At 35.8% G+C, this 16,504-nt stretch carries 16 protein-coding genes; 11 read left to right on the forward strand and 5 right to left on the reverse strand.

The window, feature by feature from the left end:
- Nucleotides 1-53 precede the first annotated feature (53 nt).
- Nucleotides 54-335, forward strand: a complete 282-nt coding sequence (locus ACZ1AQ_RS14200; protein WP_489633523.1) for a F0F1 ATP synthase subunit delta/epsilon — start codon at nt 54-56, stop codon at nt 333-335.
- Between the two features lie 51 nt (nt 336-386).
- On the opposite strand, the gene ACZ1AQ_RS14205 is transcribed toward ACZ1AQ_RS14200, so the two are convergent.
- From ACZ1AQ_RS14205 to ACZ1AQ_RS14220, 4 genes are all read right to left on the reverse strand, one after another.
- Nucleotides 387-830, reverse strand: a complete 444-nt coding sequence (locus tag ACZ1AQ_RS14205) for a DoxX family membrane protein (protein ID WP_489633524.1) — start codon at nt 828-830, stop codon at nt 387-389.
- Nucleotides 831-936: 106 nt separating this feature from the next.
- Nucleotides 937-2,493 (reverse strand): vanadium-dependent haloperoxidase, encoded by a 1,557-nt coding sequence (locus ACZ1AQ_RS14210; protein WP_489633525.1) that lies wholly within the window; start codon nt 2,491-2,493, stop codon nt 937-939.
- Entirely contained in the window at nt 2,483-3,409 is a 927-nt protein-coding gene (locus ACZ1AQ_RS14215) for a hypothetical protein (RefSeq protein ID WP_489633526.1), read from the reverse strand. The genes ACZ1AQ_RS14210 and ACZ1AQ_RS14215 overlap by 11 nt, the downstream gene beginning before the upstream one ends.
- Before the next feature lie 248 nt (nt 3,410-3,657).
- Nucleotides 3,658-4,200 (reverse strand): hypothetical protein, encoded by a 543-nt coding sequence (locus ACZ1AQ_RS14220; protein WP_489633527.1) that lies wholly within the window; start codon nt 4,198-4,200, stop codon nt 3,658-3,660.
- Between the two features lie 197 nt (nt 4,201-4,397).
- On the opposite strand from ACZ1AQ_RS14220, the gene ACZ1AQ_RS14225 reads away from it, so the two are divergent.
- From ACZ1AQ_RS14225 to ACZ1AQ_RS14265, 9 genes are all read left to right on the forward strand, one after another.
- Nucleotides 4,398-5,552, forward strand: a complete 1,155-nt coding sequence (locus tag ACZ1AQ_RS14225) for an aminotransferase class I/II-fold pyridoxal phosphate-dependent enzyme (RefSeq protein WP_489633528.1) — start codon at nt 4,398-4,400, stop codon at nt 5,550-5,552.
- A gap of 462 nt (nt 5,553-6,014) precedes the next feature.
- Nucleotides 6,015-6,194, forward strand: a complete 180-nt coding sequence (locus ACZ1AQ_RS14230) for a hypothetical protein (protein WP_489633529.1) — start codon at nt 6,015-6,017, stop codon at nt 6,192-6,194.
- A gap of 76 nt (nt 6,195-6,270) precedes the next feature.
- Complete coding sequence (locus ACZ1AQ_RS14235) at nt 6,271-7,131, forward strand: TraB/GumN family protein (RefSeq protein ID WP_489633530.1); 861 nt, start codon at nt 6,271-6,273, stop codon at nt 7,129-7,131.
- A gap of 7 nt (nt 7,132-7,138) precedes the next feature.
- Entirely contained in the window at nt 7,139-7,642 is a 504-nt protein-coding gene (locus ACZ1AQ_RS14240) for an RNA polymerase sigma factor (protein WP_024979839.1), read from the forward strand.
- The gene (locus ACZ1AQ_RS14245; protein ID WP_489633531.1) at nt 7,632-8,237 is read left to right on the forward strand and encodes a hypothetical protein; all 606 of its coding nucleotides are present in this window, start codon (nt 7,632-7,634) and stop codon (nt 8,235-8,237) included. The genes ACZ1AQ_RS14240 and ACZ1AQ_RS14245 overlap by 11 nt, the downstream gene beginning before the upstream one ends.
- A gap of 275 nt (nt 8,238-8,512) precedes the next feature.
- The gene (locus ACZ1AQ_RS14250) at nt 8,513-8,917 is read left to right on the forward strand and encodes a GxxExxY protein (RefSeq protein WP_489633532.1); all 405 of its coding nucleotides are present in this window, start codon (nt 8,513-8,515) and stop codon (nt 8,915-8,917) included.
- Nucleotides 8,918-8,953: 36 nt separating this feature from the next.
- Entirely contained in the window at nt 8,954-9,571 is a 618-nt protein-coding gene (bioD, locus tag ACZ1AQ_RS14255; RefSeq protein ID WP_489633533.1) for a dethiobiotin synthase, read from the forward strand.
- Nucleotides 9,572-9,606: 35 nt separating this feature from the next.
- Nucleotides 9,607-10,878, forward strand: a complete 1,272-nt coding sequence (gene bioA, locus ACZ1AQ_RS14260) for an adenosylmethionine--8-amino-7-oxononanoate transaminase (protein ID WP_489633538.1) — start codon at nt 9,607-9,609, stop codon at nt 10,876-10,878.
- A 490-nt stretch (nt 10,879-11,368) separates the two neighbouring features.
- Complete coding sequence (locus ACZ1AQ_RS14265; RefSeq protein WP_489633534.1) at nt 11,369-12,559, forward strand: beta-ketoacyl synthase N-terminal-like domain-containing protein; 1,191 nt, start codon at nt 11,369-11,371, stop codon at nt 12,557-12,559.
- 472 nt (nt 12,560-13,031) lie between these two features.
- On the opposite strand, the gene ACZ1AQ_RS14270 is transcribed toward ACZ1AQ_RS14265, so the two are convergent.
- Nucleotides 13,032-13,523, reverse strand: a complete 492-nt coding sequence (locus tag ACZ1AQ_RS14270) for a regulatory protein RecX (protein ID WP_489633535.1) — start codon at nt 13,521-13,523, stop codon at nt 13,032-13,034.
- Between the two features lie 249 nt (nt 13,524-13,772).
- Between ACZ1AQ_RS14270 and ACZ1AQ_RS14275 the strand changes: the two genes are divergently transcribed.
- Nucleotides 13,773-16,504 (forward strand): beta strand repeat-containing protein (locus tag ACZ1AQ_RS14275; RefSeq protein ID WP_489633536.1); only part of this gene is annotated, 2,732 nt, incomplete at its 3' end.

The following is a 16,504-nucleotide window of genomic DNA, read 5'->3' on the forward strand; positions in this document are numbered from 1 at the left end:
TTGGTTGTTGTAAAACTTCTAACTTCTAACTTCTAACATCAAACTTAAAATATATGATTTTAGAAATTGTATCAGCAGAAGCAAAATTATTTAATGGGGAAATTACTTCTATTACCCTTCCAGGTGTAGACGGAAGTTTTCAAATCTTGAATAATCACGCGCCAATTGTCTCGTTACTAAAACAAGGAACTGTAAAAATTGCAGCCAATAGTTTTGATTTTATAAGCGAAGCAGAAACTAAATTTAAAAAAGTTTCGAATCAATTATACACACTTGATATCGAGTCTGGAACAATTGAAATGAAAGACAATAAATTAATTCTTTTAGCAGACTAAGAGAATATACAATAGAAAAGAAAGCCCAACAATTTGTTGGGCTTTCTTGTTTTATATGCTTGATTGCTGTTGGTGATGTTTCCCAATTATCGTCAATGCTGCCGCGATGAGTACTAAATTCTTAACAATGTATTGCCCGATTAATGTTGGGCAAAAAAGAGTAGTGTTAAAGCATAATTTTGGAACGATAACTATTGGAAAAAAGGTTACGAACATATGTAGCAACAAAAGTAGTATCACTATTGGCGTCCATTTTTTTATTAAAAGTCCAAAACCAATCATCATTTCTGCTATTCCTAGTAAAGGAACAAAAATGGAGGGCTCCAACCAATATACGGTTTCTTGAACTAATGCTTCTGCAGGGCTTGTTTCGAAGACTTTTAAAGCGCCAAACCAAATGTAAACAATAGCTAATGATACTCTTAGTAGTATTGCGCTGTAAGCGTCTATTTTTCTGCTGAATTGGCTATAAAACGTGTTGAGTTGTGTTTCCATGGTATTTGATTGAATTAAAAACCTAACAGGGGCTCAATCCTGTTAGGTTGGTTGATAATAAAAGCAATAACCAATTGTTAAATTACCAATTTTTTATTTTAGTGCTTTATTCAGCGCCATCTGTTTTGGCTCTTGAAACTGCGAATGCACCAACAGTTTCACCTAGCAGTAATCCTTTTTCGCAATCGCTTCTATAGTGGATGGCTCCATATAGTCTTGAATTGGACGCCTCTTTGGCGAAGGCATTGAATTTTTCTTTTGATTCAGGTAAGATATGTGACAATACTGTTGCTGCCGCTGCGCTAAAGGTAGAATGACCAGAAACATATGCTGGAAAATTTGGCACTCCTGTTGTTGTTTTTATGGATGGGTCCATTTGTGAAGGTCTTGGGTTAAAATAGAAGTACTTGGCATCCCAGCAACTTATAGCAGCATCCATCATGGCAAGATTAAGTAAAGCCATATTTCTTGCCCAGCGGATTTCACTATAATTCTGTTGTACAAAATGTTCTGTTGCAATAGCATTCCAATGTCCGGGAGGCGTATAAGTGCCAACGCCATCTGCCCAAAATGTTACAATTCGTTGTTGTTCTTTTGTGCTACTAGTGCTAAATTTTTTTATTTCTGCTAGTTCTTTTGCAAAAGCCTCTGATTTTGTGGATGGGGGCGGTACAGGTCGACTTGCCACAACATCAGCAGGAGTCATTAAAAATGATTTTACTTTCCCAAATAATGGTAGCATTGGTGGGCGTTTTGGTGCGTCAAGTGAAATCCACGGTGTTTCTCCTTTTGCTATAGCATCGGACTCTAATTGAGCCCATATAGCTGGTGTTCCTATTGCGGCTCCTGCTCCATCTCCAGCGGCTCTAGTTATGAATTTAGCAGCAATTTTTCTTCCTAGTGCAATTCCGGCTTCTACATCACTACGAACGTTGGCACCGCTAATGATTCGGTATAGTTTTTCTTCATCTGCTTTTTCTTGAATATAAGCGATTTCAGTTGGGAAAAGTAATTTTAGTAATTCTACAGTCACTCCAGACAGTACTCCGTCTTCTGAAGGGTAGGCGGGCAAAGTACTTTTTGGGACTAATACTTGTAAAGTCGCATCTACAGTATAGGGAGCGGCTCTATTGTGTAATTTTTTGTAATGCCAAGCGGCGATTAATGCGTCATATTGTGCGGCGCTTACATACGCATAGGCTCTTGCTGCATAAGGTGGATTTGAAAAGGGAAATTCAGGATATGCAAATGGATTGGCGGCAGAAGGTGCGGGATATGTACCGTCTTCGTTTTGATAAGGCGGACGATTGTGTCTAGCAACTAAGGTGCGCATTATTTCATTCCAGCGTAAAACCCCGCCTACGCTCCAGTAGGCGATGATTTTTTTTTGCTCTTCGGTAATATTGGCTTGATAACTTTTGATTTCGTTAATTTCACGAGTATAAGCAGCTGTATTTGTTGCTACAGGAACATCGATTGGAAATTCATCGGGTGTTGTTAGTAAAATTGGTTTCCAAGTTCCGCCATTAGCATCGTTATTGGTTGGGTTTAAAGCCTGAAAATTATTATTGCGTTCTGTAACTTCTTCACTACAAGAATAAATAAATAAAGAGAGTAAAATAATAAGGCTGTTTATAAGTGATTGGTATGGTTTAGTTTTCATTTTTGGTAGATTTTTTTTCAAAATTGATAATATAAAATAAGCCTCCGTAAATGGTTTTGGATTGTCCGACATTTTTACCCTCAGCCACATAGTTGTACCCGCCAATTATGGCAAGCTCGGGGATGCTTTTTAAAGTGTATTTTGTATTTATGCCATAACGTATAGCATTCATCGTGTTGCTTGGGAAAGGCATATTGTTTTTGGTAATGTCAAAACCTCCTTTTTGAGTAACCCAATTATCAATTATAAATTCGGCTATTAATCGATTAGAGCGATAGCCAGTTCTAAAATTAACTGAAATCGCGTCTGGCATATTTACTTCATTGGTATAGTGAATTTCGTTGTTGGTTAAGTAAGAATTTCTTTCAATGGTAACGTTTGCTCTTTTTATGTAAGCTCCTGAAAGGGTGCTGAAAAAATTACCTCTTTGGAAATCTCCCATAATGCGGAATGTACCTGTTTTGCTTCCAAGGCCCAAGCTGAGAGGTAGATAATCGATGGCATAATTGGATAGTGGAGTAGCATAACTTCCAATTAAATAAAGGGAATAGGTGTTTTTTCCAATTGTTTTTTCAATTGGCATGTATTTCAAAGTTAAGGAAAGGTCTTGTATTCCTTTTTGACCTTTCATGGTACCGGCAGAAGCATTTGTTTTTACATAGGGCAAACTAAATAATAGATTTAATTTATCTGAAATTCCATAATTGCCCATAACTGCCAGTGATTTTGTACTTACAGTTCCAAGATTTAGATTGGTTCTTTTGAAGTCGCCTTCCCAGTAGTTGTCCCAACTGCTATATTGGTATATTGCTCCAGTGCAAAAGTTATTTTTACTCATCATAATCCCATCGATTTCGGTTTGAGAGTATGTTATTAAAGAGGTCAAGAATAGTAATGAACAGTATATTTTTTTCATGTGAGTAATAAAAATGTTGGCAATAATTGACATCAAAAATGTCAAAAATGCTTTTTTAGTATTGCTAGAATAACTCAATTTTGATGTAATAAATACATCTAAATCTGATTTAATCTAATAATCTAGGGTTTAGAAATTGTTTAGTTTTTTGGAAAAAGTAGTCAGTAGGATTCTTCAAAATTCATATCAATGTGTACATACATAGGATGCTCTAAATACAAAGAGTTTTGAATTATTGAAAAAGAAAACTAAACGAAATCAGGAGGTGAAAAAGGCACATTATAGTGACCACAAAGGAGTTTGGAATTATGTGTTTGTGGATGCGCACAAGTATTTAAAAATTGAAAACAAGGGGTTTGAACTATTATAGGTTTAGTAACTACATAGTCTGTAAGGAAAGTTTTGAAGAGTTTTTTGGTAGGAGACTCTTTTGAAGGTGAGTGATCAAATAATTGTTGGTCTACAATTTTGGTCAAGGCCGAACTTATTTGATCTTGATGAGAATTTGGTAAATAATATAAATACAAGATGTTATTTTGAATGCGCTTTTTGAAGACATGATAAAATTTGTTATTTATTTCAACATTTTCGTTTACATATTCAAAATCAGTATCTTCTGTAAAAGTATAAATCGAGGCGTTTAATTGAAGTACTTTGTACTCGGAAGTAGTCTTTTCCTTCATAGTCTCAACCCAATTTTGTTCTTCTTGTTGATGGAACAGTAAGTAATACCCTAATACATTGTAGAATAGGGTGGCGATTAGGAATAAAGATGCTATTCGTTTCATCATGTTTCGAAAGTAAAAAACTAAATGACTTGTTAACAGATTTTTTAAGTTATTTAAGAATAATTTAACAAATAAAAAATAAATACTAAAATTTTATTTACAAATAAAAATGAATTTAATTATTTTTTTGGTAAAAAATTGATTTTAGTTAAATTTTGGTTTTGAAAATCATTCCAAAAAAGTGCTTATTTTTGTTTTCTATGAAAGCACTACCACCGTCTCTTGTACAAAAGTTAGCCATTAGAGCTCAGGATAATGCACTTAGGCAATTACCATTGTCCAATCATTTGATTGATTTTGCTTCTAATGATTATCTTGGTTTTTCGAAAAATGTGGAATTATTTAATGCTACACATGAGTATTTGTTGCAAGAAGGATTTTTGGTTAATGGTGCTACAGGTTCGCGATTGCTTTCAGGAAATCATTCACTATATCCTTTAACAGAAGCTTTTATTGCTGCTTATCATGAGTCACCATCGGCTCTACTTTTTAATTCGGGCTATGATGCCAATGTTGGTTTTTTTAGTGCTGTACCTCAAAAAGGCGATTTTATTTTGTATGATGAATTGTGTCATGCATCCATCAGAGATGGGATTCAATTATCTAATGCCAAAGCTTATAAATTCAAGCATAACGATTTTGAAGATTTGGAACGACTAATTGTAAAGTTTAAGTCTTCGGAAAATCAGCATTCCACTACCATTTATGTAGTTACGGAAAGTGTTTTTTCTATGGATGGAGACTGTCCGAATTTAGGAGAACTGGTTCAAGTAACCACAAAACATAATTGCTATTTGGTTATTGATGAAGCTCACGCTTTGGGGGTTTTTGGTGAAAAAGGAGAAGGATTGGTGCAATTTTTGGGTTTACAAGAGCATTTTTTTGCTCGGATTGTTACTTTTGGAAAAGGCTTAGGTTGTCATGGTGCTGTTATTCTTGGCTCAGAAGCATTGAGTAGTTATTTGGTCAATTTTGCCCGAAGTTTTATATACACGACAGGACTTTCTCCACATTCCGTTGCCACAATTCTTAATGCTTATAAGGAGTTGGATGCTAAAGTAGCAGTAATTGGTGAATTGAAAGAGCGAATTAATTTTTTTAATCAAGAAAAAAACCGCTTCAGTTTAAAACCGCTTTTCGTTCGAAGTAAATCGGCTATACAGTCAGCTATAATTCCAGGAAATGCTACTGTAAAAGCCATTGCAAAACAACTTCAAGAAAAGGGATTTGATATAAAACCTATACTTTCCCCCACGGTTCCCGCGGGGCAAGAACGCTTGCGTTTTTGTTTACACAGCTACAATACCGAAGCTCAAATTTCGGAAGTATTGTATACTTTATCTTCTTGTCTCTAATAAAAATAACTCTAATCGAATTTTGTGTGTTTTCGATTGATTAAAAGTAAATACGAATTTCACTAATTTTTCCGAAAAGAGACTGTTTTGATGACACAGCTTTATTGAAACCAAAGAATTTATTTGCTTGTTTTTTTTAAATTGAATTTTATTTAAGTCATTTTGGATGAACCACAAATCATAAACCCTTACGGATATTTCTTAACCATATAAGACATATAAGGTCTTGTAAGTTTTTTGTTTGCGAGCCTTGCGGTTAAGTTAGCTGCATATTCGTGTTAATTAGTGTAATTCGTGTTTGAATAAAAAAAACTACACTTCATAAGTCTTGTGTTTTCTGGGTTTTTTGAAAAAAATAAAAAAAGTTTGTAACGTTTTTAGTTGTTGATTACTTACGAGTCGAAATCAAATAATTTAGCTATCGTTTTAATCATCAATCATTAACCCAAAAAATTAAAAACCATGAAAAATGTAAGAACACAATCCCAAAACCCAGTCCTTTACGTATTGCTTTTTTTAGCTGGAATTAGCTTAGGTTATAGTCTAGTAAAAGAGTTTGTATTCGAGAAACCAGAAAACGGTTTATTACTAATCACTGCTTGCTGTTTGTTAGCTGGTTATTCGCAAACAAAGAATAAATAGAAGGCTAAACAATCATCAATCAAATCCATTAATCAAATCATCATTAATCATTCATCAATCAAAAAAATCAACAATCATGAAAACAATTAAAACACTTATTTTAGGTTTAGTAGCGGTAACAAGCTTTAGTTTTTCAACACAAGCTCAAACCAAAAAGGCAAACGAAAATTCTTTATTATGGGAAATTTCAGGAAACGGATTAGCACGTCCTTCTTATCTGTACGGAACCTTACACATGATGTGTGAAAGTGATTTTGTCATCAAAGAAAAAGTAAAAAAAGCCTTTGATGCCTCATCGAAATTAGCCTTAGAAATTGACTATGACGACCCATCAGAACTAAAAGCGATGCAAGAAATGAGTGTAAGCAAAGTAGCTTTGAGCACTCTTCTGTCTCCTGCAGATTATAAAAAATTAGACGTTCTTTTGAAAGAAAGGGTTGGAGCAGGAGCGAATCAATTTGAGCATACAAGTTTAAGCACTTTGATGAGTATGGTTATGTTTAAAGCATTACATTGCAATCCTAAAATGTATGAATTGGAGTTTTTTCAAATGGCTCAAAAAAGAAAGATGGAGGTTCTAGGTTTAGAGAAAGCGGCAGTGCAGTTTGCTGCAATGGATGCTACTTTTTCACCACCAGTTTTGGTAGAGCAGTTGAGTAATTATGATAAAAAGTATTTCGATTTATTAACTCAAACCTATAAAAGTGAAGATGTAAAGGCCATTTATGAAATGGTTAATGACCCTAAATTTATGGATGAGAAAAGTAAACCTGTAATGTTAGATAACCGCAATAGTAATTGGGTTAAAGATATGCCAGCTATGATGAAAAATGAAAGTGTATTCTTTGCGGTAGGTGCAGCGCATTTAGGTGGAGAAAAAGGAGTGATTCAATTATTGCAAAAAGCAGGATATAAGGTACAACCCATAACCAACTAATTTGACTTTGAAGACAAAAGAGCAAGAATTTTTATCCCGAATCGAGCAGCATAAAGGCATCTTGTACAAGGTTTCCAAAATGTATATGGACAACCGAGACGACCAAGAAGATTTGTTTCAAGAAATCATATGCCAATTATGGAAAGCGAATGATAGTTTTAAAGGAGAAAGTCAGTTTTCTACTTGGATGTATCGTGTAGCCATCAATACTGCTATTGTTTTTCTGAAAAAAGAAAAAAAGAAAGTAGACAAATATGAATTGTCATCTACAAATATTCCCGACGAAGAAGGAGATGCCGATATTAAAGAGCGGCAATTGGAACACTTTTATAGAGCCGTTCAAAAATTAGATAAGATAGACAAAGCGATTATTTTTTACCAACTTGAGGGATTTTCTCATAAAGAAATTGGGGAAAACCTAGGGATTTCAGAAGGAAATGCTAGAGTCAAATTAAATAGAGCCAAAGAAAAATTAAAAGAAATTATAAAAAATCAAGGATATGGATTTTAACGATATACAATCAGCTTGGAACAACGAAAACACCAAAAATGTGGTTGTTCCCACTCAATTAGAGAAAGTACAACAAGCCAATACACCACTAGACAAGATCAAGAAAAATTTAAAAAATGAATTTATTTACCAAATAGGATCAATTGTTCTTATAGGATTTGCGCCTTATTTAAATGGATTTCCAGAGCAAGCCATCACGCCCTTTTATTTGTTGTTTAGTTTGTTTGTGGCAGTTAGTGCTTATTATCTAATTAAGTTGTTTATTTTTTATAAACGATTAAACAAAACAGCTTTGAATACCAAAGACAATTTATACGAAACTTATTTTGATATTCGTTTGAATATGGAACTCTACAAGACCTTTGGGTTCGCCTTAACACCTTTTATTGTTTTGTTTTTGGTTGGGGTTTTATATTTTACATTGCCTAATGGCGCGTCATTATTTGCGGATAGTAGTAATAGTATAGCGTTGTTTGTTTCGGTTGTGTTTAGTATGTTGTTTATGGGCGTGGCTTTAGAATGGTGGGTACACTTTTTTTACGGCAAATACGCTAAAGAAATCCGAACCGTTTTAGACGAGTTAAAAGAAGAATAAATAGTAAAGCAACTTTCGGGTTGCTTTTTTTGTGTTGCAACCATAGTAGATTTTGTAAATTCTTTGCGAACTTAAAGCACAGTTTTCTTGCCACGGATTCAACGGATTTTACTGATTAGCACTGAAAATTACTTTTATATTTTGTGGTTGAATTTCAGGAAGTTTACCATAAATTGAAAAGATAATAGCTTATGGTTTTAAAAAAATAAAAAACATAAAGTTTTGTGGTTTATTTTTGTCACAAATTCAATGAATTTCAGATGTAAATTATGTTTATGGCGGGATTATTACACAAAGGTATTACCGAAGCAATTTTAAAAGTTTTTTATGAAGTCTATAATGAACTTGGCTCTGGATTCCTTGAAAAAGTATATCAAAATGCGATGTATTTTGAATTAAAAGACAAAGGCTTTAAAGTAGAAGCCCAAAAACAAATTAAAGTATACTTCAAAAAGCAACTTGTTGGCGAATATTTTGCAGATTTATTGATTGAAGATAAAGTAATAGTAGAATTAAAAGCAATTGAAATGTTGATGGATGTTCATATGGCTCAAATAATAAACTATTTAAAAGCAACTGAAATAGAAGTTGGATTGTTGCTGAATTTCGGCGAAGAACCAGAATTTAAACGTGTTATATATACAAACGATAGAAAAGTTAATTTAAAAAATCAGCGATAATCCGTTCCATCCGTTTTATCCGTGGCAATTAAAAATATGAAATTATTTATTACAGGAATAGGTACTGATGTTGGTAAAACCGTTGCAGCTGCTATCATTACTCAAGCTTTAGAAGCCGATTATTGGAAACCCATTCAGGCAGGAGATTTAGATAATTCCGATAGTCATAAAGTTAAGGCCTACGTGTGCAATCCAAAGACTGTTTTTCATCCCAATAGTTATGCTTTGCATACACCCGCAAGCCCGCATTATGCAGCTGAAATAGATGGAATCAACATTGATATCACTCAGATTAAAGAGCCGGTAACCGAAAACCATTTGGTAATTGAAGGCGCTGGCGGAATTTTAGTTCCTCTAAATACAACTGATACCATTGCCGATTTGATTCAACCCGATTACAAAGTGATTGTAGTTTCTCGTCATTATTTGGGTAGTATCAATCATACACTCTTGACTATTGAGGCCTTACAAAATCGAAACATTACGGTGGCAGGAATTGTTTTTTCTGGAGATGAAAATCAAGCAACCGAATCGATTATTTTAAGCAAAACAGGCGTAAAATGCATTGGTAGAATTGACCAAGAACCCTATTTTGATACGAATGTAATTGCTGAATATGCCGATTTGTTTCGTGAGCAACTATTGAGTTTATAATTATGAATACAGCAAATATTCCTTCTTCCGAAGCAATGAAGCTTACAGAAAGAGACCAGAAACACCTTTGGCACCCATACACCCAACATAAAACAGCGGCTTTACCAGTCGGAATTGTCCGTGGCGAAGCGGCGTTGTTATGGGACGAAAGTGGAAAAGAATATATTGATGCCATTGCTTCTTGGTGGGTCAATCCGTATGGCCACTCGAATCGCTTTATTGCAGATGCGATTTATAAACAACTCACCACTTTAGAGCACGTGCTTTTTGGAGGTTTTACGCACGAACCCGCTGTTGTTTTATCCGAGAAATTGATTGAGATTTTACCTAGCAATCAGCAAAAACTCTTTTTTTCGGACAATGGTTCTACCGCTGTCGAAATAGCGATAAAAGTGGCTTTGCAGTATAACTTTAACCAAGGGATTTCAAAAACAACCATTATTGCTTTTGAAGATGCTTTTCACGGCGACACCTTTGCGGCTATGGCGGCAAGTGGGATTTCTTTCTTTACCGAAGCCTTTCAAGGAATGATGATTGATGTGGTTCGGATTCCCGTTCCAGTGCAAGGAAAAGAAGCGGAAAGTATAGCAGCTCTTCAAAAAGCAATTGTCGATAAAAATTGCGCGGCTTTTATTTTTGAACCTTTAATACAAGGTGCAGCAGGAATGGTGATGTATGCACCCGAAGCTTTGGATAACTTGCTTCAAATTTGTAGAGAAAACCAAGTATTGACCATAGCCGATGAAGTGATGACTGGTTTTGGGAAAACCGGAAAAAACTTTGCCTGCGATTATTTGAAAGCGTTGCCCGATATGATGTGTTTGTCTAAAGCCTTGACTGGTGGCACTATTCCTATGGCGATTACGACTTTCACAACAGCCATTTTCGATGCTTTTTATGATGATGATATCAATAAAGCTTTGTTTCACGGGCATACGTTTACGGCGAATCCAACAGGTTGCGCTGCTGCTCTAGCGAGTATCGAATTGTTGCAAACCGAAACGATGCAGTCCAACATTCAACGCATTCATCAACGCCATTTAGACTTTCAAAAGCATATTGCAACCCATCCAAAAGTGACCACTACACGAGTTTTTGGGGTAATTTTCGCTTTGGAAATCAAAACTGATGGCGCAGCGAGTTATTATGGTTCTTTGCGTAATAAGCTTTACGATTTTTTTATTGAAAATGGAGTAATTATTCGTCCAGTTGGGAATATAGTTTACATCTTACCGCCTTATGTTATTACCGATGCGCAGTTGCAAAAAGTGTATGAAGTAGTCGAAAGTGCTTTGGAAATAGTATAGTTTTTAAACACGAATTTCACGAATTGACACAAATTAAAACTGTAGAGTCTTCGAGGTGAAAAAGACACTGATTCCACAGATTTTTATTTTGGTATAATTAAATCTGCGTCATCCGAGTTTCCATCAGGTTATTCATTTTAACCGCAAGGCACGCAAAGGAAAATCGCAAGGTTCGCAAAGTGTTGCGCTTTGTGGAAAATTTGTGTTTGTTCCAATTACAAAGAAAAAAATCCGCGTTCATCCGTTTTATCTGTGTCATCCGTGTTCCATTTTTTTAAGAGCCACAGAAACCAATGGATAAAATACACACCGATTGTCTTTCAATTTCAATCTGTGCAAATTTGTTCAATCTGTGTTTTATATTAAAAATCTGCGTCATCAGTGTTACATTTATGCGTATAGTTAAAATCAATTTGTATAGATTTTTAATTATTTTGTGGACTTTCTGTAATTCTTTGCGACCTTTGCGGTTAAATTACAATCGTCTATTTTGTCACAAATTATCTCTATAACCGCCCTGTCCTCCATTTCCCCATTGGGCAATAACCCGAAGACCATTTGGGAAAATTATCAACATACTAAAACTTGTTTTTCGGAGCAGTTTTTAGACCATCAAAAGACTTGGGTAGCTGCTTTGGATGCTGCTTCACAACAGGAAGTTTTGGCGTTACAGCAAACGGATATAAAGTACAAATCATTGGATAAATCGGTGTTGTATGCTATGGTGGCGGCAAGAAAAGCGATGACGCAGGCAGGTTGGGAAAAAGGAGGGAGTTTTGGTATCAACATTGGCTCTTCAAGAGGTGCCACCGATTTGTTCGAAAAACATTTTCAGGAATATTTAACCACGGGCAAAGCGCAAACTTTAGCCTCACCAACGACTACTTTGGGGAATATTTCGTCTTGGGTGGCGCATGATTTGCAAACTACCGGTCCCGAAATTTCACATTCCATTACTTGTTCTACTGCTTTGCATGCTTTGCTCAACGGAGTCGCTTGGTTGCGAGCAGGAATGGCGAATCAATTTTTGGTAGGAGGTAGTGAAGCGCCCTTGACAGATTTTACGATAGGCCAAATGCGCGCTTTGAAGATTTATACTCAAAATAAAGAGGGTCATCATGAGCCTGTCGAATGGCCCAACCGTGCTTTGGATTTATATAAGAAGCAAAATACAATGGTTTTGGGTGAAGGTGCGGCAGTATGTTGTTTAGAAGTAGGACAAAAAGAAAATGCCTTGGCTTTTATTGATGGCATCGGCTACGCCACAGAAATTTTGGAGCATAACATTTCAATCTCGGCAGAAGCTATTTGTTTTCAAAAATCGATGACAATGGCTTTGCAAAATACGCCTTTATCTGAAGTAGATGCTATTGTAATGCACGCGCCAGGTACCATCAAAGGTGATTTGACAGAATATCGTGCCATTGAAAGAGTTTTCGGAAATAATTTGCCATTACTCACTACCAATAAATGGAAAATTGGCCACACGTTTGGTGCCTCAGGAATCTTAAGTGTCGAAATGGCCCTTTTGATGCTGCAACATAATCAGTTTATTGGAGTGCCTTTTGTTAGCGATAGTAACCCTTTCATAGTTCAAAACTCTAAAAAGGATATCAAAAAAGTTTTAGTAAACGCCGTTGGTTTTGGAGGTAATGCTGTTTCGGTGTTGTTGAGTTTGTAAAATTTGGTTAACTGTTTAATCGGTTAAATTTTAGACACAAATTCCACGGATTTTAAAAAGGGTTTAATCGGTTAATGGTTAATTGTTTAAAGTTTTGCGCCCTTTGCGTAAATCTTTGCGAGCCTTGCGGTTAAATCTTTTCACCACAAAGAAACACGAAGAAGTCACGAAGCCGCACAAAGCAAAAATGTTCCAATTGTTGTAACGCTCAACCAAAACTTATATGCCCTTATTTGTCTTATATGCTTCAAAATACACAGCTATTCAGAAAAACTTGGGTGACTTATATGTTTTTTTCTTGTGAACTTAACGGTTAAATTTTGCACGCAGATTCCACAGATTTTAAAGAGTTAATTATTTAAAACTTTGCGGTTAAAATTTCACCACAAAGAAATACCTAGAAGTCACGAAGCTACACAAAGGAATGCTTTTGAACTTTGCGCCTTTGCGTCCTTGCGGTTAATTTTAGTCACTATAAAAAATCCGTGTCATCCTCGTTCCTAAGCTCCAATTCCTTTACTTTCTCATAAATTAAGTTACTCTCAAAACCACGGCGAATCATATAGTCACAAAACTTCTTCCTTTTTTTAAGCGCATTTTTTTCTGAAACGGATTGCCAGTTCCTTTCGGCTAAAGCATTAAAAGTTTCCAAATATTCCTCGGCTGAGATTTCTTTTAGAGCAAGTGTAATCAAGGTGTTGTTGATGTGGCGCATTTTGAGTTCGTTGGTAATGCGGATTTTTCCCCAATGTTTGATGCGGTGTTTGCCACGAGCAAAACTACAAGCGAAACGAGCTTCATTCAAGAAGTTGTGTTCGATAAGATGCACAATAAGTTGGTCGATTTCGTGGGATGCTAAGTGCATACTTCTCAATTTGGTCAACACTTCTTCGTGACAGCGTTCTTGATAGGCGCAATACTGTTCTATTTTGTGTTGGGCTTGTAGAAGGGTGAGTGCTGCCATTTTGTTATTCTTGAGTTTGTAAGTCTTTTGCTCACAAAAATAGCGATTTATACGCACATAACTATCTTGGATAATTTAGGATAGGAGTAGCTTTTTGCAAAAATGAATTTCTAAGCGCTATAAATGAAGCTTTTACTTGTGTTTTAGTCAATATTGGTTACTTTTGTGGAGAACTAGACTGGGAAAATAATGCTTACTTTGGTGACATGTTTTTCAAGTTTAGTTTTTAAAATTTCTAAACATTTTTTTATGAAAAGAATTTTACTTTTTGCAGTGTTATTGATGGTACAATTGGGGTTTGGGCAGACTAGTATTTGGACAAATCCTATAACTGGAACAAATCCTAATACTTCTAATCCATATACAACAGGGCAAACAGTTGACCCCAACATTACTGTTAGTGGAATAGGAAGAGGAAGTGGAATAAATGGAAACAATGCTAATGATCGATATGATGCAATAGGTTGGGATTCTGGAAGCATTAATACAAATGACTACTTTCAATTTACTATAACGCCAAATTCAGGTTACAAGATTAATTTGTCAAATTTTGTTTACGTAGGTACTACTGCTGGGGGAGGAACTGGACCAACAAATTATGTATTGAGATCAAGTTTAGATGGTTTTACAGCCAATATAGGGACAGGATTAACTAATGCCAGTACAGTAAATTTGTCTGGTGCGGCATTTCAAAATTTAACTAGTGCTGTAACTTTTAGATTATATGCTTGGGGAGCTTCTTCAGCAACTAGAAGATATGGAATTGATGATTTTACTTTTAATGGAACCGTTGTCCCATTATCATTAACTCCAACAACGTCCGTAGGAACCTATCAATTTTGTATTGATAATACAAATACACAAAACTCATCTGTTGCTTTATCAGGTCAATTCGCTACTGTTAATATTATAAAAGGTTACACTTATTCTTTTTCTGTTGGTAACGCATTCACTGCTTATGATGAGAGATTGACTTTGTTAGATATGTCTAATAATCAATTAGCAACACCTATTACTTCAACGGGTGCAACTGGTGCATCAATTAATAATTGGATAGCAACATATTCTGGTCAAGTAAAAGTAGTTTTATCAAATGAAAATGGTCCTAATGGTTTGTCAGGGGGAGCAATAACTTTGACTTTAAATGCTATCGGGAACACCCAAGACGATCAAACATCATTTGGCACAAATACTTGGCGAGGACATATTTATAATTGGACTGGGACAGCTCCTCCAGGTGGTGGTTCTCCATCACCAGCAACTCCGCCTACAACGAACCCATTCAGTGCTTCACAATATGCAGGTTATTATGATGTAGGAACAGAAACAATACCCACAAATTTTAACTTTAATGGTGATACAGGATGTTTTAATGTTTTTTCAAACGGAACACAAAGAGCAACAATTTATCCAGAACAATTTGCTGTGCGCTATCGAATGAAATCTACAAGAGCTGCAGGGTGTTATATTGTCAACATTCAAGGAGACGATGGTGTGAGATTGTATGTAGACAACGTTTTGGTTTTTGATGAATGGGAAGAACAATCACCAACGAATTATCAAAGTATTTTAGTTTATCTAGATGGAGATACTGATTTTATTCTTGATTATTATGAAAATGGAGGGCAAAATGTGGTTAGTTTTAGTATTACTCCTTTTGTTTCATCGTCCAATTCGATTACAGCTCCCACTCCTTCTACGGTTTGTAGTGGGGTTACACCAGGAGTTATAAATGGTTCATCCTATACTTACAATGGGTCAACAATAAATCCAACTATTAAATATCAATGGCAAACGGCAACAAGTGCATCAGGTCCTTGGTCAAATGTAACAACTGGAACTAGTGGTACAGCAGAGGATTATACACCAGCAGCAATAACCACAACTGGAGCTGTTACTAGATATTATAAAAGGGTGGTTTCAGCTACAGCGGCATATGCCTCTGCTTGTACTTGGGATAGTAATGTTATCAGTATAACAACTGGAGCAAATGCAACGCCACCAGCACCAACTTCTTTAGCAGGGACAAATGTTAGCTGTACTAGTTTTACTGCCAATTGGAGTTCGGTAGCTACAGCGACTACTTATAGATTGGATGTTTCTACAGTAAGCAATTTTACTAGTTTTGTTTCTGGATTTCAAGATTTGCCTGTTGGTTTAGTTACCTCCTTTAATGTTGCAGGTTTGGCGGTAGGTACTACTTATTATTATAGAGTTAGGTCCTTTAATGGGTGTAGCAATCAAGTTAGTGGTAATTCTACTGTTCAAAGCATTGTTACTGCTAATCCTAGTATAAATGCTGCGTTATCAGCCACTAGTATTTGTCAAGGTACCACTACTACTTCCTTAAGCTATACTGCTACTGGTACACCAACGACATATAGTATTGTTTGGAATGCTTCTCCAACTAATAGTTTCGTGCCAGTTACTGATGCCCCAATAACTACTCCAATCTCTATTGCGGTTCCTGCAGGAACTGCTGCAGGAACTTATACAGGAACCATTACAGTTAAAAACGCTAATGGTTGTCAAAGTGTAGGAGATACTTTTTCTGTTATTGTTAATGCAGTACCAACAATTACAACATCTGGAACAATTACAGCTGTTTGTTTTAATGCTAGTGCAACCACCGCTACCACGTTGGCTTATACAGCAACAACTGGAAGTCCTAATAGCTACAGTATTGATTGGAATACAGTAGCAAATAGTGCAGGATTAACAGATCAAGCGAACACAACACAAGCTTTTAATTCAGGATCAGGAAACATCAACATAATCATACCTGCTAATGTTAATCCCGGAACTTACTCTGGTACAATGACTATTGGGAATGGAAATTGTAATGCTACTCAAAATGTAACCATTACTGTAAACCCTCTACCTTCTACCCCTACAGTTGGCACCATAACAAATGTTACTTGTTCTTCAGCAGGTAGCGTTGTATTGAGTGGATTGCAAAGTGGATGGGTTATAACTCAATC

This window comes from Flavobacterium sp. UM26, assembly GCF_057922445.1.